Below are 25,211 nucleotides of genomic sequence, written 5' to 3'. Positions count from 1 at the left end.
TAATTTTAATTACCGCCAGGTATTGTTATTTGAGTTTGCTCACCATTAGTAATGTTTAATATACTAACATTTAAACCATTAGTTCCCGGCGTTATTTCAACCACTAAATCGCCAAAAGTATAAGTTCCAACTGTTAAATTTGCATCTCCCAATTGCTCTTGAAATAAACTTTGCGACAAAGAACTAAGCAACCTATTATTTAAACTATTGGTAAAGTTTTCTAAAGCTGTTGGCACATCTCTTTGAGAATCTTCATCATCTGAAAAATCATTTTGAGCCGTAACTGAAGCTATTATTTGTTGATAATTAAATGTTTCTCCTCCAAAAAAAGGACTAATTGGTTTGTAGACTAAATCTTGTGAATACACAAAACTAGATATCAGAAGTAATATAAATAGTAATTTTTGTTTCATAACAGGTGTTTTTAGTTTTTATATTTTATTTTGAAAAGTTGTTTTTCTTCTTTGATTATATACTCTTAAACTTCGCATAGCTCTAGCAACATTAGATTTTAAGTAATCCTCTTCTGGTCTAGCAAAAAATTCATGAATTTTTTTTCGATCAACTTCTACCGACAACATACTACTTCGTCCCATTGCTGGTTTTTCAACAATTTTTATAATAAATGGATAGTTTTTTCCTGTCACCAAATATTCTTTATAAAAAAAATCATGATAATCTTTACCTATTTTGGTCATAACCTCATCTATAACAATTCCTCTTATTAAAAACTGCTCCTCACTTACTTTCTTTTTTAATTGTTTTTTTTTCTTTGATAGAAATAATGTATCTCTATTTATAAGTTTGTTTTTATATTTTATAAATAGATATATTCTTAACTCTTCGTTCTTTTTTATATTTATTTTAATGGTTGATAATTGTTTTTCTTCTTTTGGTTTTAAAGAAAAATCATTAGACTGACTGTTCTTAGAAAAATTACCTGAACTTCCTTTTTTTAGTACTACAAAATTGTAATTAAGTTCATTTATAAAAAACGATTCTTTATTTAAAACCTGAGCTCTTAGTGTTAAAAAATCATCTATTTGGGTTAAATGAATTCTTCCTTTAACTTTATATTCATCAAACTCTTGAGCATTAGAAAAATGCGTTAAAAAAAAACATAAAATCAAAACAAACGCAATTTTACTTTTCATTTTAAAACATTTTTTTTTAATAATTAACGATGCTCATTTTGGTTCCGCCAAACTGCGTAATGGTAAGATTTTTAAATAGTGAATTTGTACCTGTAATTTTTAATAAATTAGAGTTACCTGTTTGTTTTATTCCTAAATTAATAAACTCGTTATTTTTATAATTTAAAAACTGATAATTATTCTGATTTCCTAGCTGATAAACCTTGTGCTCTCCGTACGAATTTTTATCATTTATTGTCACATTATTTTCGTTACCAATTTGTTTTAATGATATTGCACTTGTTTTTCCCTGTAATTTGTTCTGAAAATCATCAACAGAATTCCCTGTTAACTGCAACAAATTTAATTCTGTCGTATTAGAAAAATAACTAGGTACTTTTTCTTCTTGAGACTGAACTAAAACTGTGAATAAGAACACAAAAACAATAAGTACTTTTTTAATTGATTTCATCATCTTTATTTTTTAAATAAAAAAATGGAGTAAGAATACTATTCTTACTCCATTTTAAACTATTAAATACTTCCTGGACCAGTTTGAATAACTTGTGCTGTATTCATATTACCTCTTTGTAATACACACGAAGCATTATTACCTCCCTGATAAGCTGTTTGGTTAACTTTTGAATGGTTACCATTACCTATTTGATTTACTAAACTACAGTTATTACCCATATCAGAATCTTGAGTAACACATGATTTATTATCATCTCCTACTTGATTAACCGTAGAGATATTACAAATAGCAGGATCATCAGTAGTTGTTACCTGATTTTCTTCAGATTCATTACCATTACCTGTTTGATAAACTGACGCATAGTTATGACTACCTGTTTGGTTTTGTTCCGCTTTATTATCCTCTCCTACTTGGTTTGCAAAAGCCTCACTTCCACTAGACTGATTAGGCCCACTAGATTGATCTTGAATAACAGAGTTACCACTACCAAATTGATATGCCGATGCTTGGTTATTATCGTAACGTTGTTTTTGAGAAGAAGTATTTCCGTCTCCTGATTGAAGTACATAAGTTTCGTTTCCTTCCGCTTGACCAACTCCTACATCTTGTTTTGCGTAGTTATCATCTCCACTTTGAAAAATACGTGACTTATTATTATCTCCAGCTTGCTTAATATCCGCTCCGTTTCCAAAACCACTTTGATAAGTTGAAGCTAAATTACCCGATTGACCAGGAATAAAGTTCGTATTATCTTGTCTTATTAACGACATATTACTATTTCCTACCTGTTCTCCTTTCGCCTCATTATTATCTCCAACTTGTAAAATATCAACTTTATTTTTACCTTGAGTTATAAATCCTGTAGGACGCTCAGCTTGTTGCACTTCACAGTCTGCACACGACGGTCTATTACTATTTGTATAATCTTCTGCATGAGTTGTTGACTTTACTGTTTTTCCTATAGCATCGCTATTTCCTGTACTTGTCTGAACATTTTGCGTTTGAGAAAACGCGATTCCTGTAGCTAAAAAAGCTGCTACTATTAATACTTTTTTCATAATAAATAATTTTAAAATACATTTAATTAATTTCTAGAACATTAACCACACAATTAAGTATGTATTAAGGTGCTATTAAATTTTTTTGGGGTAAAATAAAATTACTAGGGTAAAATGAAATGACTAAGGTGTGTCATTTTTTTCATTTTCATCAACCTTATAAAAGGCAGTTGTAAAAACTATATATAGTTTGCGTGTTTAAACGTAGCTAATATACAAACTATTCATTTCTATTAAAAGACTAAATAATAAATCAGTTGTTTTACAATTTTAATTAAAAAGCCATAAAACAACTGATAGAAAGGTATTCACATCTTTTTATTGGGTTTTCAAAAAGATAAAAAAGGGGAAAATCCCCTTATAAAAAGAAGAATTTTCTTTATTTAAAAAGAGGATTTTTTTACCTCGTAAATAATAATTCTCTGTATTTGGTTAAAGGCCACAAATTATCATCAACCATTAATTCTAGCTTATCGCAATGATAACGGATTTCATCAAAAAATGGTTTTACTTTATTACAATAAGCATCAGCATTCTGTTGCCCTTTAAATTTATTTGCCTTTTTACGCTCTTCAGTCATTTTTTCAATTTGAGAATTAATTCCTGCAATATGACCCGATATTTTTTTTATTAAATCAATTTGTTCTTTCGCATGTTTTTCAAAACCTTCTCCAAAAATTTCTTTTAAACCTTTAACATTTTCTATTAATGTATTTTGGTACTGAATTGCTGTAGGAATCACGTGATTTCTTGCTACATCTCCTAACACCCTACTTTCTATCTGAATGCGTTTTGAGTACTCCTCTAACTCAATTTCATGACGAGCCTCCACCTCTATTTTATTCATCACTCTCATTTCTTCAAAAAGCGAAATAGCTTTTTTAGATATTTTTGCTTTTAAAGCTTCTGGAGTTGTTTTATTGTTGCTTAAACCTCTTTTTACAGCTTCTTTTTCCCAAACATCACCATATCCATCACCTTCAAATCTAATTTTTTTCGAGGCTTTAATATATTCTCTTAACACATTAAAAACCGCTTCGTCTTTTTTAAGATTTTTTACCTCAACCAGTTTATCAACTTCAATTTTAAACTCTTTTAACTGTTTTGCTATAATAGTATTTAAAACCGTCATTGGCCCTGCACAATTAGACCACGACCCTACTGCTCTTAACTCAAATTTATTTCCTGTAAATGCAAAAGGAGAGGTTCTATTTCTATCCGTATTATCTAATAAAATTTCAGGAATTTTACCTACGATATTTAATTTTAAGTCTGTTTTTTCTTTAGGCGATAATTTTCCCTTTGTTACGTTTTCTAATTCATCTAGCACTGCTGATAATTGCGAACCTATAAATACAGATATTATAGCAGGCGGTGCTTCATTTGCCCCTAATCGATGGTCGTTACTTGCACTTGCCATTGATGCTCTTATTAACTCTTCGTAATCATGAACCGCTTTAATAGTATTTACAAAAAAGGTTAAAAATTGCAAATTCTTCATTGGCGTTTTTCCTGGTCTTAATAAGTTAACGCCCGTATTTGTTTCTAAAGACCAATTATTATGTTTCCCCGAACCATTAATTCCATCAAAAGGTTTTTCGTGAAATAATATTTTAAATTGATGACGTTGCGATACTTTTTCCATCACATCCATTAATAACGAATTATGATCTACCGCTAAATTTGCTTCTTCAAAAATTGGAGCCAACTCAAATTGATTTGGAGCAACCTCGTTATGCCTAGTTTTTACAGGTACTCCCAACAACATACATTCCTGTTCTAAATCTCTCATAAAACTCATTACCCTATCAGGAATAGAACCAAAATAATGATCATCTAACTGTTGTCCCTTTGCAGGCGAATGCCCTAATAAAGTTCTTCCTGTCATCATTAAATCTGGTCTAGCAGCTGCCAAAGCTGTATCAATTAAAAAATATTCTTGCTCCCAACCCAGTGTTGCATTTACTTTGGCAACATTTTTATCAAAATACTTACAAACCGCTGTTGCTGCGTTATCCACCGCCTGTAAAGCCCTTAACAAAGGCGCTTTGTTATCTAACGCTTCACCAGTATAAGCAACAAAAACTGTTGGAATACATAAAGTTGTACCATACACAAAGGCTGGCGATGTAGGATCCCAAGCTGTATAACCACGAGCTTCAAACGTATTTCTTATGCCTCCATTCGGAAAACTAGACGCATCTGGCTCTTGCTGTACTAATTGTCCTCCATCAAAACGCTCCATTGCACCACCTCCTTTTATGGTTTCAAAAAAAGCATCGTGCTTTTCGGCAGTTGCCCCTGTTAAAGGCTGAAACCAATGTGTATAATGTGTTGCTCCTTTAGATAATGCCCAATCTTTCATGCTTACAGCTATTTGATCAGCAATTTTTCTATCTATTTTACTACCAAATTCTACAGCATCCATTACACTTTGATAAGCATCTTTAGTCATATATTGACGCATTGCTTGTTCGTTAAATACATTTTTCCCAAACAACTCCGAACGTTTACCTTTTTCTTCTATAAAAACAGGTTTTCTATGCAACGTTTCTTTTAAAGCACTAAATCTTAAAGTTGGCATTATATAAAGTTTAAAAATTGAAGTTCAAAAATACACAAAATCATTTTAAAACAAAATAACCCTTAAAAAATTAGGGGTATCATAATTATTATATATGTTTTAAAACTTTACCCCCTACTTATTTTGATATATAAAATAAAATACACACTTTTGTAACAGAATTAATTATAACAACACATTCTTACTATTATCATGGCAAAAATTAAATTAGAGTACATTTGGCTAGATGGTTACACACCAACACAAAACTTAAGAAGTAAAACAAAAGTTGAGGAACACGAAAATTTTCAAGGAACCTTAGCTGAACTTAAAAACTGGTCTTTTGATGGATCTTCAACAAAACAAGCTTCAGGAGGTTCTTCTGACTGTATCTTAAAACCTGTTGCAATTCATCCAGATCCTACTCGTATTAATGGATACTTAGTAATGACAGAGGTTATGAATTCTGACGGAACTCCGCATGAATCTAACGCACGTGCTACAATTAATGATAATGATAACGATTTCTGGTTCGGTTTTGAACAAGAATATTTTATCATGGATAAAAAAACACAACTTCCTTTAGGTTTCCCTGTTGGAGGATACCCAGGACCACAAGGAATGTACTACTGTTCTGTAGGTGGTAGAAATACACATGGTAGAGATTTTGTTGAAAAACATGCTGATTTATGTATTGATGCTGGCTTAAACTTTGAAGGAATTAACCAAGAGGTTGCTTCAGGACAATGGGAATTTCAATTATTTGCTAAAGGAGCAAGAAAAGCTGGTGATGAAATTTGGATTGCTAGATACTTATTAGATAGATTAACTGAACAATATGGTTACTATATTGAATACCACCCTAAACCTGTAAAAGGAGACTGGAACGGATCTGGAATGCATGCAAACTTCTCTAACACTACATTAAGAACTTGTGGATCGGAAGAAGTTTACATGAAAGTTTGTGAAGCTTTTAGACCAGTAACTAAAGAACATATTGATATTTACGGAGCGCATAACGACCAACGTTTAACAGGATTACACGAAACTGCATCAATTACTGATTTCAGCTATGGTATTTCTGATAGAGGAGCTTCTATCCGTATTCCTATTTTAACAGTAGAAAGCGGTTGGAAAGGTTATTTAGAAGACAGAAGACCTGCTTCTAACGGAGATCCTTACAAAATTGCATCAAGAATTATCCAAACTGTAAAACCAGTTTGCGAGAATTTATAATATTTTCCATAACAACACACACACAACAACAAAAAAGGCTTTAAATTAAATTTAAAGCCTTTTTTAATGTATTAAATATAAACTACTGAAGTGTAAAATAGACAAACGTAAAATAGGTTATCAACAATAAAATTCCATCTTTCCAATTTAAACGTAATTTTTTAGGAAAGAAAACCAAAGGTAATACTGCAAAAGAAATTGCCAACATCCAATAAATATCACTTGTTATCAAAATTAAAGCATCTGGCTTTACTTCAACCGGTGTAATAATAGCAGTAATACCTAATACCGCCAAAATATTAAACACGTTTGAGCCTATTAAATTTCCTAACGAAATTGCTTTTTCTTTTTTCATCACCGCAATAATAGATGCTGCTAATTCAGGAATACTGGTTCCTACCGAAACTACAGTAACTCCTATTATTGCATTACTTACCCCAAAGTTTTTTGCTAAAGTAGTAGCTCCATCAATCAACAATTCTGAACCACCCCATAAACCAGCACCTCCAATAGCTAAAAACAAAGCTATTTTATATAACGGTAACGCTTCATCATCTTCAGGCATCTCATCTACAACCGCTTGTTTTTGAAAACGCAATAAATAAATTAAAAAAACGATTAACATTGCAAACAAAATAACTCCTTCGTACTGCTGAATTGTATTATCAAAAGCAATAAAAAAGTACAACAAAACTGAAGCAAACATCATCATTGGCCAATCTGTTTTATAAAAACTCTTCTCAACATCAATCGTAGAAAGAATAACTGTAATACCTAAAACCAATCCTAAGTTTGCAATATTAGAACCGATTACGTTACCAACGGCCAACCCCGTTGCTCCGCTTAAAGCTGATTTAATACTTACAATTAACTCTGGCGCAGAGGTTGCAAAAGAAACAACCGTCATTCCAATTACAATTTTAGGAATATTTAATTTTAATGATAAACCTACTGCTGCTTTTAACAACCAATTACCACCAAGAACTAACAGCAATAGTCCTATTATTATATATACAATACTCATTTAATATTTTTTTTGCGAAGATAGAGTTTTGACACGGAATTTATCGTCATCATAAAACATAGAAATTTAATCAAAAATATTTTTAAAAAAAATCAAACACTTAAAAAACACCTTTTAGCAACATCGTTTTTCTTTTGATTTACAAAAAAGAAGTAAAAACACCCTTTACTTAATTACAGAAAACAATAAAAATACAGCAAAACAATTTATAAACAAAACACAAAACAAGTAAAATAAGTTTCATTTTAAAACTAAAATCATTTTTTTAACTTAAAACTTAAATTCAAATAAATGAAATCGTATTTAAATTTTTGGAAGTATGACTCTCTTTGATATATATTGATAAAACAATTCCGGAATACACTTAAATTTACTAATAAAAAAACACAAAAACAATGATTGCTATCACTATTAAACTAATTATTATTGCAGTAAAAATTGCAACAATTATCACACTTTTATATTAATCAACTTTAAAAATCAAACTATACATTATGCTAACATTTATCGGAGTACTATTAATTATCACAGGGTTAATTACCTTAGTTTTAAATTCAATAATTAAAAACAACAAATTCTTAAACTGGTTTACCACCAACAGAAGTATTCAATTTACATTATTAGGAATACTTATGAGTATAATTACAGGAATGTTCTTTTATGCTGATGCTGGTACAGCCTACGCCGTACAATACGTTTCTGGTGGAGACAAAATGATTACCACCCAAGGATTAAAACTTAAATGGTGGGGAAGAATTATTCCGCTTTCTTACGAAACATCTATAAAAGATATTATTGTAGATGATGAAAGCGAACTACCAAAAAGTGATCGTGGAATTTACAACAGAAAAGCGCAAAAATGGGAATTTAGCGATGCTATTAAAGCAGAAATAAGCACTTCTGTAATTGTAGGTGTAAACATTAACGACGAAGAGGTTTTCTTAAACATGGCTGATAGAAACAGAAGCGAATCTAAACTGATTTATGGAAGGGTTTTACCCAATATTGATGCCGCCATAAAAAACACGTGTAAATTAATGGATGCGCAAGATTATATTTCGGGGCAAGCCTCAGATTTTGACAGATATTTTAGAGATCAACTAGAAAATGGAATGTACCAAGTAGAACAATACTATGAATCTGAAAATAGCAATGAAATCGTAGGAGATACCACTACTATTAGAAAAATAAAAGTTGGTAAATCTAGTAAACAAAAAAAGTTTAGAATAAAAAGAAAAGAGGACGGTACTATTATTAGAGACAACTCAAACACCTTAAAACAATATGGTTTAAAAATTTACCAAGCACAAGTAACTGGTATTGACTGGGAAGCTTCTTTTGATGAACGATTAGATTTACAAAAAAATGAAGTTGCGCAAACTCAATTAGAAAAACAACAAGCTGAGCGCGAATATTACAGAGCTAAAAAAGAGGTTGCCAAAGGAGAATCTGAAAAAGCTAAAGAAAGAGCTAGGTTAGAAAAAATTCAGATTCAACAAACCATAGAAGCTGAAACCGAAGCCAAAGTAGCTGGATTTAATTTGATAAAAGAGAAAAAACAATTTGAAGTAGAGCAATTTAAGGCTAAAAGTAAAAAAGTTGCTGCTGATGCTCAATATTATGAAAACGCAAAATTAGTTAGCGCTGGTTTAACGCCGCAAGAAAAAGCAGAATGGGAATACAAAACCGCAGTTGGTGTAGCAGAGCAAATAAAAGATTTACAGTTACCATCAACTTATATCGAAGGAAGTAAAAACGGAAATAACGGAAACCTACTACAATCTTTAATTGGTGCTGATCTTGCTAAAAAAATGATGGAGAGCAAAAAATAAAAACACTTTAGTTAATCAGAGCAAAGACATTGTTTTAACTTTGCTCTGAGCAACTAATTATTTTTCAGTATTTTTGATAAATAATCAAACATTTAATGAAAAAACAACTCTTCAAAATTTTAGCTAAATTCAACAAAATTTTACTACCTTCTTTTACTAAAAAGGAGCTAGATATTTCTAAAGCATCAAAATTTCAACTTGCAATTGTTGGTTGGCGTGCTTTTGTTACTATAAATTCATTAGATTAAAAAAAACTACAGTTATGAAAGAACATATTAAAGTATATACAGGAACTACAATTTTAACAAACAGACTTGCTTTTTTACTTGATGAAGCAAAAATAGCTACCTTAATTAAAGATAGTAAAGAATCTGGAAGATTAGCAGGCTTTGGTGCCACAGGAGATTCTTGCGAATTATTTATCTATAATTCTGATTTTGAGGCCGCTCAAAAAATAATAGACATTTTTAGAGAAGAGCTAAACGGATAGTGTAAAAATAAAATTAAAAAAAAATGATTTTTTATTTTTAAAACTTAAAAAACATTTCTATATTTGCACCCGCAAAACGGCCTCGTGGCGCAACTGAATAGCGCACTTGATTACGGCTCAAGAGGTTACAGGTTTGAATCCTGTCGAGGTCACAACAATAAAACCCTAATTGACTAATTTACAGTTATTTAGGGTTTTTTATTACTTCAAAATCCCGAGTATATCCCGAGTTTTTCCGAAAGTTTTACTTTTTCTCGTTTTTCTGACGTTAGCAAAATGATACATAAATTAACTTTTACAAATTGAAAATTGACATTTTTAAGGCTCTTAAATCATTCACTTACCTAAAATGTTAATTTTAATTAACACGCAATACTACCTAAATGATGATTTTTGCGTTTTAAAGCCTTTGTTTTATGCTTTAATAATGTTAATTTAATAACCTATATAGAGGGGTAAGACTAACCAAAAGCAACAAAAAACCCCAACTATTTAGTCGAGGTTTAAAAGTGTAGGGAGTTTATTTTTTTATTTGCTCACAAAAATCAAAAGTAGGTTTTGTAAAATCGGCGGTTTTGTAAATTGTTGACTTAGTTTTTTGAACACTTATATCTTTACTTGCTAAATAACCTAAACAAGCATTAATACTTTCGAGCCGACCACCTTGCCCACCATTGGCGCAAATTTCTGTATCTGTATTTTTATAAAAATGGTCAAACCATTTTTCAGTAGCATCTACAAAAACAAATAATGTTTTTTTTGATTTGTCGTAATTGGTATAATTTAACTTAATTAAGTGGGTGCTATTACTTAACTCTTTTAAAATTGTGTTTTCTGTTGCACTCATAATATGTAATTTTAGGATAATATAAAGCCCGTAACAGCTTAGGTGTCCTAACGCTTACATAAGCGCTTACGGTTGTTTCCAGTACCGACCACCATACCACACGGGCAAAAGTTTTTTTTAATTTCATAATATGTAATTTTAGGAAATGTAAATATAGTAAATAAAAAAGCACCTCTACAAAAGAAGTGCTAAACGATACTGCAAGGACAAAGCCGAGCTACGTTATTATACGAAATAGCCTAAACTATTAAGAGCCGTCTTGAGTGTAAACACTCGCAACAGACTACAAACATACAAAAAGGCATTAAACCAAACTATTATATTAATTAATTCCGTTTTTATAGTAGTTTATTTAACTGATAATTGTTATTATCTTGTAATTACCCGTAATTAATTCCGTTTTTGCTTAGTGGTTTTAATTTTATAATTTACATTTTAATTTCTTGCATTTTATCAACATACATAATAGCTACACAGCTTTAACTATTTGACTTTTAATCGTTTTAAAATATATTTTCACAGTTTAAGGGGTATGTAACTTTTTTTACTTACTTAATAATTCATTTAACTTTTTTAAATCTCTTTTTACTGGTGTTGCTAGTATTTTATAAAAAGTAACTCTACTAATAAAATACTTAGGATATATAAAATCCTTATGCAAATCTACAATTGTTATATATCTGTTTTCGGCTTTTACCTGTTCGTAATATTCTAAAATATTGGCGTACCTATTTAGTTTATTTCTTAACGTTCCTATTTTTTGTTTTTCGGCTCTAGTCATTTTTTTTATTTATTTCGCTTATTAATTTTCTTGCCCTATAACTATTTAAAATTACTGGAGGTGCATTTTTTCTGTATTTAGTTATTAATACTTTTTGTATTTTATTTATCCACTCTTTTACGGTTTGTATTTCTTTTGATGTTAAAAAATCGGTATATAAATTACTATCTTCTTCATAAGTAATACACAAATCAAAATCCCGTTTTCGCAAAATCAATAGTAATTTTTTCAAATCTGTTTTTTCTTGCAAGATTCTTTTTTTACGGGTGGCGGTTCTTTTCATTCCGTTGTGTTTATTATTACATTTTTTATTACAATATTTTGCGTATTGCTTTTTGTGTGAAATATCTGTTTTACAAGTTTTACATTTTCTTTTTTTCGAGGGGCTTTTTTTGGTGGTTATTATTGGTAATAAAATTGCTGTTTTTTTATGGGGCTTTTTTAGGGTTATTTGGGGTGTGCTTTTTAAAGGTGTTTTTGTTACGTTATACCCGTACATACTAACGGGTAAAACGTATACACTTTTTGTCTGTGATAACTGTTTTTTATGTTGGGTAAAACGTATACACTTTTCGGCTGTGAGTTCTTGCCATTTATTAGCTATTAAGTTGCTAATATCTTTTTGACTTGTTGAGCCGTGCAAACTCATCAATTCATTAAATCGACTTTTTGCCCTCATTCGTTGCATTCTATTAAAGTCAAACCAATTTCGGGGCACTGCACTATATAAAACCCGTTTTTGTTGTGTAGGGCTTAGGTTCTTTAAATTTATACTTTTATCATAATAAATAATATTATCCCAAAAACTTAAAAGCTCGTTTACAAGTGGGCTAATTTTATGTATATCGGTTAAATCTTGAAGTGTTACAATACCGTACTTTTTTAGTTCAGCCATTTTGTTATAGTGCATTTCAAAACGTGCTAAATTCTTTACTTTTAAGTTTGCTTGTTTCCCTTTATCATATATTTTATTCCTATGTTTTTGGTTTACTATTTGTTTACCGATTCTTTTACGTCCGTTTGATAATGTTTTAAAATCTTTGTTTTTATACGCAACTAAATTTAACAACAATTCACTAACTGAAAAGAGTAAGTAAATATTAACGCCAAACTCTAAATTTGACAAATAGGCTGTTTGTGGCTCAATATAAAAATCTGTTTTTAAAACATTTACAACCTCTAAAAGTTGCATAAAAGTAAAATCGTTGTAGTTATGTTTTCCGCTATTATTAAACTTATGAAGCGAACCGCTTAACTCTGAATATCTTATTTGCGTATGCGTTTCATCTTTGTAAACTATTTTAAACGTTAAACCTTTGTATTTAGCTATTATCTTTATTGATGAAATTACGGCGGTTTCAAAATCTACTTGCATATTAAAATTTAGATACGAGCTTTTTAGCCACTTTTCAGCAACCAAACTACTAACCTTTATTTTTACAAAATCAACCAACTAAAACTACTTAACTGTTTAAAATTCATCAACTAACAAAGACAATGCACCCTCTAAATTAAACTGCACAACATTAAAGCCTATATACATATCTAAAAAACCAAATACAGATAATTTACAAGCGTTACGCACGTTACTAACAAAAAGATAACACGCTATATATTTAACATTCTTTTGTTTCTTTTTAGGTTTGGGGTAATTTCCGAGGGTATCAATAATATTTTGCAACGTTGTTTTTTGCTCTTTAAGTTCTAGCTTTTCAATCCCCGCCAATAAATCTAAACTATCAGTTATGATATTAATACGCATTGTTACGCCTTTTTAGAATTTACACGCTGTAAAGCTTTTATTATTTCGCTTTCTTTATACCTTATTTTGTTACCTATTCTATAAGCTTGTACTATTCCCTCTTTTCGCCAACTCCACAAAGTAACTAAGCTAATTTGCAGTAATTCGGCGGTTTGTTTTCGTGTTAAAAGCTTATCTTCTTTTGACTTATTGGCGTTGTTTCTAATTTCTAATAAATCGGCGTGTAGTTTTTGAAATTGTGCAAATAATTCAGACGCTTCAATTCCTTGAATTTGTGTAATTTTTGGAGTATTCATTTTTAAGTTATTTTAATTAAAACAGATGTTTCATTAACAATATTACAATATTTAAAATCTTTGATTTTACAATATTTAATTTAAAAGTAGATTACTTTAATCAAAAAAACAAATCAATAAACCCCTTTGTTTTCAAACAAAAGGCATCAAAATAATATCCGTACAAATACATAAACTAAAAAAAAACTCATATCCTAACAAATTAAAAAAAGCATATAAAATAATATTACAAACCCATAACAAACTGATTTAAAGAGAACTAAATTCACATATAAATAAATACTATTTTAATAAATGTAAAACACAATTGTATTTTTCATTTTATAAACATTCAAAACAAATAAAAAAACATTCTATTTTATTTAAAATTATCTTATCCAAAAGTAAAAAAAGCTATTTAATATTTAAAAAAACATATAAAATCACCCATTAAACCGAATAAAAAACACGATTCACTAAATGTTAAAATTTTATGAATATGACAATCAACTTTAATCAATTTAAAACAATAAAAAAGCCTAATAACTTAATATTAGACTTTTAATTTAATTGATATTTAAAACTGTTTTAATTACGGTTTTCACTTAAACCTTTTACAATTACATACACGCCCAACGGCATAGATATAAGAATACTTGACGGATAACAGAAACCCAAAACACCATAAATTAAAAAGATACCTAAAAATACTTTTATTGCTTTCATTGTATGTTATTTAGCTATTCGCATAGGGGCTTTTACATTCCCTTTGTTTTCTTTTTCGGTTTTTTCGTAATAGGCTTTTAAATTTTCGGCGTGGTTTTTTGGGGTAATTTTTATGTACTTTAAAAATTCCTTTTCTGTTCTATGCCCTGTTACCCCCATAATTATACTATTGCTTATTTTACCGTACAAATTAGATGCAAACGAACGCCTACAAGTATGCGAGGTTATCAACTCGTATTTAGGGTAAACACCGTACTCTTTTCGTTTTGTTTTTGGGTTTTGTTTACCTCCCTCTACTTTTGTATTAATACCTACATTTTTACAAACTTCTTTTAAATATTTATTAAAATGTTGGTCGGGTATTGAGTAGGGTAATTTACCGTTATTTCTTTTTATTACTGCTTGTATCTGACTATGTACGGGTATTATTACAATTGCCCCCGTTTTTATTGTTTTTATCTCAATAAAGCCCTCTTTAATATTGGCAGCGTTTAACCTCATAAAATCTGAAACTCTTAACCCAGTACGCACACCAATTAATAATAAATCTCTAGCGTTAGAAAGTTTTAAATTATCTTTAAAATTATAATTGAATATCTTATTTATTTCTAAATCAGTTAAATAAACATCTTTTGTTTCATTACTCATTGTTTTAAAATCAGTTAAATCAACATTGCAAAACCCTCTTTTATTCGCTTCATTTAACCACGTTTTTAAAGTCCTTACACGTGTACCCGTAGTATTTTGTGTATATCCTTTTATCTTTAAACAAAAATTTACAAAATCCTTATAAAAATCGTAATCAATACCCCGTAATAATATTTTTGTTTTTTTATAATCTTCAAAAGCTTTCAAATTACTTAAAACAGTTTTGTATTTTCTTTTTGTTCCGTCTGTTATTGGCAAACCAGTTTTTCGGTTAAGGTTTTCAGTTTCTATATAATAACTAGCCCAGTCTATTAAATTTTTTTTATAAACTTCATTAACCAAAACACGATTAAAAAAAAGACTTACATTACTTTTTAGCCAATCTTTATGAAAATTGTTATCGGTTAACGCCGTTTCATTATAACAGTTTAACAAGTAATTTCTTAATTCGTTCAATTTACTGTTAATAGCATCTTTATTTTTTACAGATGCTTTATTTTTTACTTTTTGATATGTATTACTAAAAGTATCTTTTGGTAAACCTATTCCAGTACTTACGGTTTGGTCTATAATTTTATAATGATGAATGCGAACTAAAATTTTTGGAGTAGTTAATTTTGAACGAGTAAAAAACTTTATATTCATATAAAAATTATTTTATTCAAAATTAACACAATCCCGAGTATATCCCGAGTTTTTCCGTATTTATTTTAATTTAACTTAATCTTACTTAACCAAAAACAATACTCAAAAAACGCTACAACCATTAAAAACAAAGGGTTTTACAACACTTTAAAAGCAACAAGTAAGAACGGTAAATTTATGCGGTTTGAATCCTGTCGAGGTCACTAATAAAACCAGTACTTACAGAGTTATTTTGTAATTACTGGTTTTTTCATTTGCCCACAATTTGCCCACAAATCAAGAATTAAAACAAAGCTTCATTAACTATTTTAATGTTTTTTATTTAGGCATAGCGACTAAAATAGCATTTTCTTTAGTCTTTTTTTTCTGCCCTCGCATTAAATACGCGAAAACTTCTTTTATAATGTAAGAGAACACTTTAATTTACTCCACCCATCAAACCTCATTTACTGTATTATAATTAAAAAACTTAGCTTCTTTTTTATAGTGTCTAGGTCTTTCTTTTTTATATTGTCCAAAACTTAGTTTTTATAGTGTAAAAAACTCTTTATATTTCTATAATGCTTCCTTTTATAGTGCCGAAATACTCTTAATAATGTAAACTAGTTCCTTTTTTTATAATGTACGAAAACTCCTTATTGCTTCATTTTTTACACGTCCTAAAACTTCAATATAAATAGCCTTGCTTTTTATAAGCGTATTAGATAATCGGCAATATCTAAACCTTGCTCTTTTTCTTCTTTGGTCGCTTTATCTTCTAAAAGCGATGAAGTTATAAAAGTTGCTGTTTTTGTTAGTTGAGGTATTTTATTATTCCATAAATCAAAACATTCTAAATCAGGAAACAATACTACATTTCTACCTTTTAAAACCTTTGTTTTAGCTTCATTCAAATTATTAAGACTGCCACAAGCTAACCAAATAAACTCAGGTAAATAAATACTTGAAATAATAGCTGTTTTTTCGCTTTCGCAAATTGCTACTGGTTTGTTTTTATCTTCATTTAATAAATGTTCGCCAAAATAACATTGCCCTAAATTAAAGTTTTCTAGTTTTCTTGTTTTATGCTCCCAGTTAATATAATTATACGGTTTTTTAACTCTTTTTCCAGTAGTAGGATTGTATAGCATTATTTTACCACTTCTAATTTTTCCGCTTGTATCTTGTTGCCAAAAAGTAGTTGCACCGTTCCAATTAGTAGAAGTACCGATATTGTATTTTATCTTTAAGTAATTTGCTATTTCTTCATCCCAAATATTTATTAAAAAATCAATAAATAAATTAGGCTCTTTACTACTTATGCTTTCCTGCATTACCTCAACATCAAAAAAACTAGTCTTTGGTTTTGGTGGTAGCGTTCTTCTTACAAATGGTACTGATATTGTTTTATCAAATGAAATATTATTATCTTGAAAGTATTGTTTTGGTTTATAGTGATAACCGCATTTTATAAGCCTACTACAAACGCCAACGGCATCGTTTAAATGCTCGTTGGTTTGAGTATCTACGTATCTAGTAAATTGCCCCGACGTATTACAGTTAGGGCAATTAAAACGGCTCTTTGTACCGTTGTATTTTTCTAAAATGTATCTGTAATTATTCATACCACTATAAATATGTTTTTGTTTTAGGCTACATTTTGTACATTATCTACATCGTTTGCGGTTTTCATTTCTATAAAAACAGCATTACCATACGTTTTACGTTTAATTATAAAGCCGTTCTTTTTTAACCTAGTAGAAAATGTACGGTTTGAACATAAACGATACCCACCATCAAAACAATAAACTTTATACTCAGCAAAGAGTTCTTTTAGTGGACGTTCTACAATTACAGATTTTTGATAATTTTCATCTTCTAAAAACATTAGTACACTATCACTTTCTTTTTGATACTGTTTTATCTCGTTTTCTACAATACCACTATCAGTAAAAGTCTTACTTTTTAACAAACGAGTTAAGCCAATTAAAACCCAGTTAAAAACACCCGAAAGTTCCGTATCAATAATTTTCTTAGAAAGTTCTTTATCTTGCTTATACGGTGGTATGGTAACTCTAAAAGGCAATATTATAAATCTTCTAAAAAAAGCGTTTGTATTTTCTACTTCTTTTGGCAATTCATTACAGTTAAACATAAACCTTGCATAGTCTGTAATAATTTGAGTATTCTTATACAAAAGCCTTGCTTCTACGGGTTCGCCACTAATCAGTAATTTAAAAATATTGCTTTCTAGCTTTCCGTTTATCTCACTAGCATAATTAAGCAACTTATTTACTAACATTGCCCTAGAATTTCCATTTTCTGCAGTTAGGGATTGTAAAGAATAGTTCGCTACATTTTCAGTGCCTAGCAACGCCATTAACACCTCAAACAGCACACTTTTACCGTTGGCTCCAGTTCCGTATAGTAATAGTACTTTTTCTAATTTAAGTACGCTATTTTTAGTAAAAACATACCCTAAATATTCAGCTAGTATTTGCTGTAATTCTTTTTCGGGCAAAACCTCATCTAAAAACTGTTGAAATTGTGGTGCTGTTGCTTCTTTATTATAATCAAAAGGTAATTGATAGGTTAAAAAATCGGATTTTCTAAATTCTCTTAAAAATTGCCTAGTTGGTGTTATTTCAAAAGTCCCGTTACTAAAGTTTATTAAAGTTGTTGTACTGGATGGTTTTATTTCTTCTAGTCCTGCATCTGAAAGAAATTGTTTGTATAATTCATCTTTAAATAAATGATGTTTAGCATCAAACTTTTGCACCCCCATTTTTAAAGAAACGTTACCTAAAAAATCTTTAAAACTTTCTTCATTAAGGTTTTGCCAGTACTCACTATTAAATAAATAAATTTGCTCGTTTTTACGGCACAAACTAAAACCATTATCGTTTACGTTTTTTAATAAAATCTCAATACAAGCAACTAAATAATGTTTCTTTTGTAGTTTATCTTTATGATTATCTAAAACGCAATAATCTCTAAAATTAACCAACTCTATATTTTTAAGCATCTCACTTAAAATAGTAGTTACTTTGTTCTTCTTTTGTTCTTCTTTTTGCATTTTAACGGCTTCTAATAAACTTTTAGTTTCGTTTAGTATTTCTTCTGCACCAATAATGGTTTTTACGTTTTTCATAGCTTAAAAGTCAAATTTAGTTTGGTTAGAATCAGGAAATAAAGCGGGGTTTGTTGTAAGATACCAAGCCCAACACTTAGTTACCTTGCATTTTTCTCGTTTAACCTCCGCCAACAAGCCTAAGTCTTCTAAATCCCTTTTATACCTTGTTATACATTTCTGAGGAACACCAGTTTCTGTAAACACCATTGTAGCAGTAGCAAGATTATTTTGCAAATAGTTAAATATGGTTTTTAATTGTGTTTTATGGTTACTACCTTTACTCTGTTTTTTATTAGCGGTATTTTTATTAAAATTCTTCATACTTATACCGCTTTTTTATGATTAGACAAATAAGCATCTGCATCAGCTTCAATTTCTGATACAGTTTTTACTTTCCCATCTTTTACCCAGTTGATAATTTCTGTTTTAAAAAACTTTAGGCGGTTCCCTTTTTTGTAGTGTGGTATTTCATTACGCTGCACGTATCCGTATAAAGTTGGCACGCTTAATTCCGTTAGTTTAGAAACCTCTTTTATATTTATAGGTTCTTCTAGTTCGGGTTGTTGGCTTGTTGATTTAGATAGCAACAAGGTTTTTAACTCTTTTTGCTCTTTAAGAATTTGAGCGAGTACAATTGGAAAATTTTCAAATGTGATAATCATATTATTTACAGTATTTTAAATTATTATACTGCAAACATAAGAGGGGCTTTTACAGGGTTGCAATAGGGTAAATTAAAACCCCTATAAAACCCTTACAACTTCTTTATGTTTTTATTATAATTCCGTCTACAATTTTAATTAAAGGTTTTTTACAAGGCTGATTTATTTTTGTAGAAATTGAAGATTCGATTGTTTTTTTCTTAAAATCTTCTTTTTTATCATTCCTGCCTTTATATTGAAAATTATTTAAAATCCATTCAATCAAAATAGTTTTATTACAATTAGTAATTAGATTATGTTCTTTTAATTTTTTAAAAACATCAGTAAGTTTATTAGCATTATCTCTAAAAAATAATTTCTTATTAGGTATTATATTACTACTTAATAATTCAACTAAAAAACTGTTATCTTCTTTAGAAAAATGCCCTTTTAAAACATCTAACAATTTTGGTAATTGCTCAGTATTAAAAACAGGATACGAATCTACTTTTAATATTTCTTTTTCCTGCTGAGGTTCTACCTTAGCTAAAACAATTTCAGGTTCTTTTAATTTTAGCAACAAATTAATTTCATCTGTATTTATAGATTTATCTAAACTTAAAATATGATTATTAAAGTGTTTAGCCAATGGGCTTTCTAGTAAATTAATAGAAAACATAGTTTGGCTGTGTTTTATAAAAAGAAGTAATTTATTTTTCAAGTAATTTCTTACCGCTATTGCTTCTTTATATTGTTCTTTTTCGATTAAAGAACTAATGAATAATATTTGATAATTGATTGATTTAAAGTCATCTATTACTTCATTCTCTTTTCTGTAAATGCTATTTTTAACGTTTGAATTACTTTGAGGCTCTTTGTAAGCACAAACATCATAATATAAACTAAAAACTACCCCAAATAAACGTTGTATTATATTATTTTCTTTTTCTAATCTTCTTTTAGTTTCTGTTTTAAAAACAGTGTTTTCGTTAACTTCTTTATTACAAGCATTCTTGTAATTAAAGAGTACATCAGGAATAAAACAAGGATTTTTTTTTCCATTTTCATCTAATGCTTTCTGTAATAAATTAACAATCTTAACGTCGCAAGTATTATAATAGTTATCTATATTTTCATTAAATACTTTTTCCTTTTGAGGTTGTTTTGTTGTAACATCTACAATTACTGATGCCTTATTTTTAGCTTTTTCAATACTAGAATTAATATACTCTAAATTACTATAATATATTTGCCCTTGATAGCTAACACCTTTAATACTAAGTAAGCTAATAGGAAAATCTTTAAGACTTATTCTATTAATTTCATCGTTTAGAGCCTTACATTTTTTTAAGCATTCATTTGCTGATTCACTATTAGCATTTAAGTTACTTTTTTCAATCGCTTGACGTATATCAATTTGATTCGCTAACCACTCGACCTTATCATAATGCCTAATTTCCATTTGCATTTTTAATTCATAGGTAACATTAAAACACCCTTTAAAAAACTCATCTTCTGTATAATGTTCTTTTTCTGCCTTTTTAAATTGTCTTAAAAAATAACTATCAAGATTATCTTTTGTATCAGGGCTAATAAAACCGTTTAAAACCAACTCTGTATAATTCATTTTGTCTTTTACTTTTTCATATTACAATGTAGGTAATGTAGTAAATGTACCTTAAAAATAAAACTAATTTTTAGCGTGTTTTAAAAGTCTAACAAACTATTCGCAAAATCTTTTTTGGCTTCATCTTCAAAACCTGCAAAATAATTTTTGGTAACACTTAAATCACTATGATTTAAAGCTTCACTTATAAACTCCATACTAGCACCTTTACGCAATGAATTTGTAGCAAACGAATGTCTAGCCCAGTAAGTAGATAAATCAACTGGTAAATCATTTGCTTTAGCTACTCTTTTAATATGGTCGTTAAGGTAACGAGTAAAGTTTTTTATTTTCTTGTATTGAGTTTCACTATCTTGATTAGCTTCAATAATACCAAAAACAAAACTATTTTTATCTTTAGTACCATACTTATTAATAACGCCTTGTGTAAAATCTGTTAAGTAGATAGTTATTTCTGTTTTTTCTGCTGATTTATCAAAGGTTTTAGCTCTATAATAAGAGAACTTACCATCTTTAATATCTGAATATTTAAGTAAAGCAATATCTTTTAAATTCATACCGTTACAAGTGTAACTAAAAAAGAAAAAATCTTTAGCTTTCTGCTCATTATCATTTGAAACCTTAGCGTTAAATAATGTTTTAAGTTCATCACTACTTAATGCTTTCTTTACTTTTTTTGTTCGTGGTATTTTGTATTTGTTTTTACCAAATGGATAAATATCAACACTAATATCATTTTCTTCAATAGCTATATTAAATACGGCTCTTAACGTTCTAGTATAAATTGCAATTGTAGTGTAACTTTTATTCTTTGAAAGCATAAATTTTTCATACTCTTTTAACCAATCGTAGGTAATTAAACTAAAAGTAAGTTTATCTGCTTTACATTTCTTTTTCTGCTCACTAAATTCAACTAGTGAATTAAGAGTGTATTTATAACTTTCAGCAGTACCAACTTTGTTATTTTTTAAATGCTTACTTATAATTAAATCAAAATAATATTTAACACTGTTTTTGTCTGATGATTTACGAAATAGTTTAATTTCAAACTTAGCAAAATCAAAAACAGTCATTTCTTTAGCAATGGCATTAGCTTTTGTTTCTATTGCTTTTAGTTTTAGTTCCATTTCCTTTCTAGCACCTCTTAAACTTTTATTTTCTGAATTTACCCAAATAGCTTCAAATTCTTGTTTTGATAAATCAATATCTAAAGGGTAACGTTTATCTTTTTTCAGCTGCTTATTAAATACTCTTAATTTAACAGGAAACTTTCCGTTACTTTTAACACGTCTTTTATCTAATACTATTGAAATACTATAAATCATAATTATCAATCTTTACTCAAAGATAATAATTTGCCCACGATTTGCCCACGATTTGCCCACGAAAAACAATAATAAACAAATACTAGGTATTAACAAATAGTAGTATATTAGCTGCAAACAAAGAGAAAACACAGCTATCAAGTAAAAATAAGATAACAAACAAATAGACTTATTCTTGATTACGGCTCAAGAGGTTACAAGTTTGAATCTTGTCGAGGTCACAAAAAACCACATATTAATTTATGTGGTTTTTCTTTTTTTAAACTGAAAACCAACTTCTTACATCATAAAAAAGGTCTTAAAAACATATGTTTTTAAGACCTTTTTTATTGAAGCTTACTTTTTTAATACAAATACTTTCTAAGAACAACTCTATGTTCTGAAATAGATTTATCATAATTCTCAATCAATAACTCTAATATTTCAGGAGTCTTTACTCCAATTTCTTTTTTTGATTTGTATTTTGAAACATATAAACTATAAGTTTTTTTCTTTTTTTCAAAAATTAAAAAATGTGTTTCATTTAAAACAGAAAAACAAATTTCATTTCCTAAAAAAGCATTTGATTTATCAATTATAAAATCCGAGAATTCGTAATATTTAAAAACATTTTCCATATTAAACTATCTCTGCCGATAAACCCAATTGTAGCAACTTAGAGCATCTAGGCTCCAAATCTTTATATTCGCCCGTTTTAACAGTACATTTACCTTTATAATGTACTAAAACAGAACATTGTTCGGCTTGCTCTAACGTATGATCACAAACACTTACCAAACTATCTATTACAAAATCGAATGTATTTACATCATCATTATGTAAAACTATTTCGTGCTTTTTTGTTTCTTGAATCAAGATATCTAGCTCTTCTTGTATTTTTTCTATCGTACTCATTTGCTTTATTTTTGATACTGCAAAGCTACCCAATTATTTCTTTTTATTGTTTCATTTAATGTTAAACCATGTTTCGAAACTTCTGCATCTATAATCGGAATATCCTCACTATAAAAACCACTTAACAATAAAACCCCAGTTTCATTTAAACAACTAGTATAAATTTCCATGTCGCATAATAAAATATTTCGGTTAATGTTAGCAATGATAACATCATATTTTTTATCAACCAAAAGAGTAGAATCTCCCTCAAAAACAGCTATATTTTTACAACCGTTTCTTTGTACGTTTTCTATTGAATTTTCGTAACACCAAGCATCAATATCAATTGCATCAATAGGATTTGCTCCTTTCATTTCAGCAAAAATTGCCAAAATCCCTGTTCCACAGCCCATATCTAATACTTTTTTATCAGTAACATTTAAATTAATTAAATGCTGAACCATCATGTGTGTTGTTTCATGATGCCCTGTACCAAAACTCATTTTTGGCTCAATAACAATATCGTATTTTAAATTAGGGTTTTCATGAAAAGGCGCTCTAATACTAACTAAATCATCAACCTGAATTGGATTAAAATTCTTTTCCCATTCTGCGTTCCAATTTGTTTGCGCTATTTCTTTATGATTAAAATTTATTGAAAAATCTTCATTTTTTAAAATAAAAACATCCTCTAAAACCGATTCATTCCATTCATTTTTTTGAATGTAAGCAGTTACACCGTTTTCATTTTCAACAAAACTTTCAAAACCAACAACACCTAATTCAGCTATTAAAATCTCGGTAGCTGGCTCTTTAGGTGTTATTGTAAAATTATATTCTATATAAATATTATCCATTAAATTGATTTAATAATAGCTGTAAAATCATCCGCATTTAAAGCTGCGCCACCAATTAAACCACCATCTACGTCTTGTTTAGAAAAAATTTCTTTTGCATTTGCTGGTTTTACACTACCACCGTATAATATTGAAATATTCTCGGCAATCTCATTACTATATTCTTTAGCCATAACTTCTCTAATAAAAGCGTGCATTTCTTGCGCCTGTTCTGGCGATGCCGTTTCACCAGTACCAATTGCCCAAACAGGTTCGTATGCTAAAATTATATTTGAAAAATCGCCTTCTTTTAAATGAAACAATCCTTCTTTTAATTGGTTTTCAACAACTTTAAAGTGATTTTCAGATTTTCTATCTTCTAATACTTCTCCAAAACAAAAAATTACTTCTAATTTATTGTTTAAAGCCGCAGTTACTTTTTCGGCAAGAACTTCATTTGTTTCTCCAAAATACTCTCTACGTTCAGAATGTCCTAAAATCACTAATTCTAAACCTAAAGAAGTTAACATTTCTGCAGAAGTTTCTCCTGTAAAAGCACCACTTTTAGATTGGTGCATGTTTTGTGCCGCTACTTCAATTTTAGATTTTTTAGTTCTTTTAATTGCTGTGTTTAAGTTTACAAAATTAGGAGCCACAATTACCCTTGTGTCTTTACCAATTTTTTTCTTTGTCCCTTTTTTAATTTGCTTGATTAACTTTTTAGTTTCATCAAGATTCTTGTTCATTTTCCAGTTACCTGCAACTACCTTTTTTCTCAAAACTGTATTCTAATTTATGTTTATATTCTATTTTAAAGCCGCTGCTATTCTTGGATCTAACGATTCGGCAACATTTCCTAAAGAAATAATTCCTCTTTCATTTACCACCATATAACTTGGCACATCTTTAATTCCTAATCCTTTTGCGTATCCTCCTTTAAGAGATGCAGGTAAAAAATAATGACCTCCTTCTATATTAAAAAAACGCTCTATTCCTTTTTTCCACTGCGGAACTGTTTTATCTATTGATAAAAAAACAAAAACCACATCCGGATAATCTGCCTTTAACCTTTTAATTTTTGGTATTCCAGAAATACATTCAGCACACCAAGAAGCACAAAGCTCAAACATTATTTTTTTTCCTTTATGTTTTGCTACAACCTCTTTAAAAGTTGTTGATTCTCCATCTAAAGTTAATAGTTTTTCATCTAAAACTTCTTGTGGAAAAGCCAAAGGTCTTTCTGTATTGCAAGCAGCAATCAAAACAAAAACAAATAAGTAAATAATTTTTTTCATAGTT

28 protein-coding genes and 1 tRNA gene are annotated in these 25,211 nt (G+C 29.2%); 5 read left to right on the top strand and 24 right to left on the bottom strand.

The annotated features are described in order from the left end of the window. Positions 1–5: 5 nt before the first annotated feature. From ACN5J5_RS08720 to ACN5J5_RS08700, 5 genes are all read right to left on the bottom strand, one after another. Positions 6–413, bottom strand: coding sequence for a curli assembly protein CsgF (locus tag ACN5J5_RS08720; RefSeq protein ID WP_418644537.1), 408 nt, complete (start codon positions 411–413; stop codon positions 6–8). An 18-nt stretch (positions 414–431) separates the two neighbouring features. Next, positions 432–1,154, bottom strand: a complete 723-nt coding sequence (locus ACN5J5_RS08715) for a CsgE family curli-type amyloid fiber assembly protein (protein ID WP_418644536.1) — start codon at positions 1,152–1,154, stop codon at positions 432–434. A 16-nt stretch (positions 1,155–1,170) separates the two neighbouring features. After that, positions 1,171–1,608: a hypothetical protein gene (locus tag ACN5J5_RS08710; RefSeq protein WP_418644535.1), complete on the bottom strand. Its 438-nt coding sequence runs from the start codon at positions 1,606–1,608 to the stop codon at positions 1,171–1,173. Positions 1,609–1,667: 59 nt separating this feature from the next. Further along, positions 1,668–2,666 (bottom strand): hypothetical protein, encoded by a 999-nt coding sequence (locus ACN5J5_RS08705; protein ID WP_418644534.1) that lies wholly within the window; start codon positions 2,664–2,666, stop codon positions 1,668–1,670. A 400-nt stretch (positions 2,667–3,066) separates the two neighbouring features. Next, on the bottom strand, positions 3,067–5,250 hold the full coding sequence (locus ACN5J5_RS08700; protein WP_418644533.1) for a glutamine synthetase III: 2,184 nt from the start codon (positions 5,248–5,250) through the stop codon (positions 3,067–3,069). Between the two features lie 192 nt (positions 5,251–5,442). On the opposite strand from ACN5J5_RS08700, the gene ACN5J5_RS08695 reads away from it, so the two are divergent. Continuing rightward, positions 5,443–6,465, top strand: a complete 1,023-nt coding sequence (locus ACN5J5_RS08695) for a glutamine synthetase beta-grasp domain-containing protein (RefSeq protein ID WP_418644532.1) — start codon at positions 5,443–5,445, stop codon at positions 6,463–6,465. Positions 6,466–6,547: 82 nt separating this feature from the next. On the opposite strand, the gene ACN5J5_RS08690 is transcribed toward ACN5J5_RS08695, so the two are convergent. Further along, positions 6,548–7,489, bottom strand: coding sequence for a calcium/sodium antiporter (locus tag ACN5J5_RS08690; RefSeq protein WP_418644531.1), 942 nt, complete (start codon positions 7,487–7,489; stop codon positions 6,548–6,550). 494 nt (positions 7,490–7,983) lie between these two features. Here ACN5J5_RS08690 and ACN5J5_RS08685 point away from each other — a divergent pair, with 494 nt between their 5' ends. The 4 genes from ACN5J5_RS08685 (at position 7,984) to ACN5J5_RS08670 (ending at position 9,963) form a co-directional block, all read left to right on the top strand. Beyond that, positions 7,984–9,321 carry a hypothetical protein gene (locus tag ACN5J5_RS08685; protein ID WP_418644530.1) on the top strand — a complete coding sequence of 446 codons (1,338 nt, stop codon included), beginning with the start codon at positions 7,984–7,986 and terminating at the stop codon, positions 9,319–9,321. Between the two features lie 95 nt (positions 9,322–9,416). Next, a complete protein-coding gene (locus tag ACN5J5_RS08680; RefSeq protein ID WP_418644529.1) occupies positions 9,417–9,569 on the top strand; it encodes an SsrA-binding protein in 153 nt (50 codons plus the stop codon). A gap of 14 nt (positions 9,570–9,583) precedes the next feature. Further along, positions 9,584–9,811, top strand: a complete 228-nt coding sequence (locus ACN5J5_RS08675) for a DUF2007 domain-containing protein (protein ID WP_418644528.1) — start codon at positions 9,584–9,586, stop codon at positions 9,809–9,811. Between the two features lie 78 nt (positions 9,812–9,889). Continuing rightward, positions 9,890–9,963 (top strand) — tRNA-Arg (locus ACN5J5_RS08670). 368 nt (positions 9,964–10,331) lie between these two features. Here the strand turns inward: ACN5J5_RS08670 and ACN5J5_RS08665 are convergent. The 18 genes from ACN5J5_RS08665 to ACN5J5_RS08580 all read right to left on the bottom strand — a co-directional run bounded on the left by ACN5J5_RS08665 (position 10,332) and on the right by ACN5J5_RS08580 (position 25,207). After that, a complete protein-coding gene (locus ACN5J5_RS08665; protein WP_418644527.1) occupies positions 10,332–10,658 on the bottom strand; it encodes a hypothetical protein in 327 nt (108 codons plus the stop codon). Positions 10,659–11,202: 544 nt separating this feature from the next. Next, the gene (locus ACN5J5_RS08660; RefSeq protein WP_418644526.1) at positions 11,203–11,439 is read right to left on the bottom strand and encodes a hypothetical protein; all 237 of its coding nucleotides are present in this window, start codon (positions 11,437–11,439) and stop codon (positions 11,203–11,205) included. Beyond that, positions 11,432–12,814 (bottom strand): hypothetical protein, encoded by a 1,383-nt coding sequence (locus tag ACN5J5_RS08655; protein WP_418644525.1) that lies wholly within the window; start codon positions 12,812–12,814, stop codon positions 11,432–11,434. The genes ACN5J5_RS08660 and ACN5J5_RS08655 overlap by 8 nt, the downstream gene beginning before the upstream one ends. Before the next feature lie 96 nt (positions 12,815–12,910). Further along, positions 12,911–13,201 (bottom strand): hypothetical protein, encoded by a 291-nt coding sequence (locus ACN5J5_RS08650; protein ID WP_418644524.1) that lies wholly within the window; start codon positions 13,199–13,201, stop codon positions 12,911–12,913. 2 nt (positions 13,202–13,203) lie between these two features. Next, positions 13,204–13,497, bottom strand: a complete 294-nt coding sequence (locus ACN5J5_RS08645) for a helix-turn-helix domain-containing protein (protein ID WP_418644523.1) — start codon at positions 13,495–13,497, stop codon at positions 13,204–13,206. 567 nt (positions 13,498–14,064) lie between these two features. Further along, on the bottom strand, positions 14,065–14,202 hold the full coding sequence (locus ACN5J5_RS08640; protein WP_418644522.1) for a hypothetical protein: 138 nt from the start codon (positions 14,200–14,202) through the stop codon (positions 14,065–14,067). A 6-nt stretch (positions 14,203–14,208) separates the two neighbouring features. Then, the gene (locus tag ACN5J5_RS08635) at positions 14,209–15,495 is read right to left on the bottom strand and encodes a site-specific integrase (protein ID WP_418644521.1); all 1,287 of its coding nucleotides are present in this window, start codon (positions 15,493–15,495) and stop codon (positions 14,209–14,211) included. Positions 15,496–16,184: 689 nt separating this feature from the next. Then, positions 16,185–17,099 (bottom strand): DUF6371 domain-containing protein, encoded by a 915-nt coding sequence (locus tag ACN5J5_RS08630; protein ID WP_418644520.1) that lies wholly within the window; start codon positions 17,097–17,099, stop codon positions 16,185–16,187. A 23-nt stretch (positions 17,100–17,122) separates the two neighbouring features. Continuing rightward, the gene (locus tag ACN5J5_RS08625; RefSeq protein WP_418644519.1) at positions 17,123–18,625 is read right to left on the bottom strand and encodes a phage/plasmid primase, P4 family; all 1,503 of its coding nucleotides are present in this window, start codon (positions 18,623–18,625) and stop codon (positions 17,123–17,125) included. Between the two features lie 3 nt (positions 18,626–18,628). Continuing rightward, positions 18,629–18,928 carry a hypothetical protein gene (locus ACN5J5_RS08620; RefSeq protein ID WP_418644518.1) on the bottom strand — a complete coding sequence of 100 codons (300 nt, stop codon included), beginning with the start codon at positions 18,926–18,928 and terminating at the stop codon, positions 18,629–18,631. Positions 18,929–18,930: 2 nt separating this feature from the next. Continuing rightward, positions 18,931–19,269 carry a helix-turn-helix domain-containing protein gene (locus tag ACN5J5_RS08615; RefSeq protein ID WP_418644517.1) on the bottom strand — a complete coding sequence of 113 codons (339 nt, stop codon included), beginning with the start codon at positions 19,267–19,269 and terminating at the stop codon, positions 18,931–18,933. Between the two features lie 103 nt (positions 19,270–19,372). Then, positions 19,373–20,875: a hypothetical protein gene (locus tag ACN5J5_RS08610; protein WP_418644516.1), complete on the bottom strand. Its 1,503-nt coding sequence runs from the start codon at positions 20,873–20,875 to the stop codon at positions 19,373–19,375. 80 nt (positions 20,876–20,955) lie between these two features. After that, positions 20,956–22,200 (bottom strand): tyrosine-type recombinase/integrase, encoded by a 1,245-nt coding sequence (locus ACN5J5_RS08605; RefSeq protein WP_418644515.1) that lies wholly within the window; start codon positions 22,198–22,200, stop codon positions 20,956–20,958. Between the two features lie 344 nt (positions 22,201–22,544). Continuing rightward, positions 22,545–22,817 (bottom strand): hypothetical protein, encoded by a 273-nt coding sequence (locus tag ACN5J5_RS08600; protein WP_418644514.1) that lies wholly within the window; start codon positions 22,815–22,817, stop codon positions 22,545–22,547. A 1-nt stretch (position 22,818) separates the two neighbouring features. After that, the gene (locus ACN5J5_RS08595) at positions 22,819–23,094 is read right to left on the bottom strand and encodes an ATP-dependent Clp protease adaptor ClpS (protein WP_418644513.1); all 276 of its coding nucleotides are present in this window, start codon (positions 23,092–23,094) and stop codon (positions 22,819–22,821) included. Positions 23,095–23,099: 5 nt separating this feature from the next. Then, positions 23,100–23,933: a 50S ribosomal protein L11 methyltransferase gene (gene prmA, locus ACN5J5_RS08590; protein ID WP_418644512.1), complete on the bottom strand. Its 834-nt coding sequence runs from the start codon at positions 23,931–23,933 to the stop codon at positions 23,100–23,102. Next, a complete protein-coding gene (gene tpiA / locus ACN5J5_RS08585) occupies positions 23,933–24,691 on the bottom strand; it encodes a triose-phosphate isomerase (protein ID WP_418644511.1) in 759 nt (252 codons plus the stop codon). Before tpiA ends, prmA begins: the two co-directional genes overlap by 1 nt. A 27-nt stretch (positions 24,692–24,718) precedes the next feature. Beyond that, positions 24,719–25,207: a TlpA family protein disulfide reductase gene (locus ACN5J5_RS08580; RefSeq protein WP_418644510.1), complete on the bottom strand. Its 489-nt coding sequence runs from the start codon at positions 25,205–25,207 to the stop codon at positions 24,719–24,721. Positions 25,208–25,211: the final 4 nt, after the last annotated feature.

The organism is Tenacibaculum insulae, assembly GCF_964512435.1.
GTDB lineage: Bacteria > Bacteroidota > Bacteroidia > Flavobacteriales > Flavobacteriaceae > Polaribacter > Polaribacter insulae_A.
Note: the sequence above shows the minus strand (reverse complement) of the source record. Positions and strands in the feature narration are given on the sequence as shown.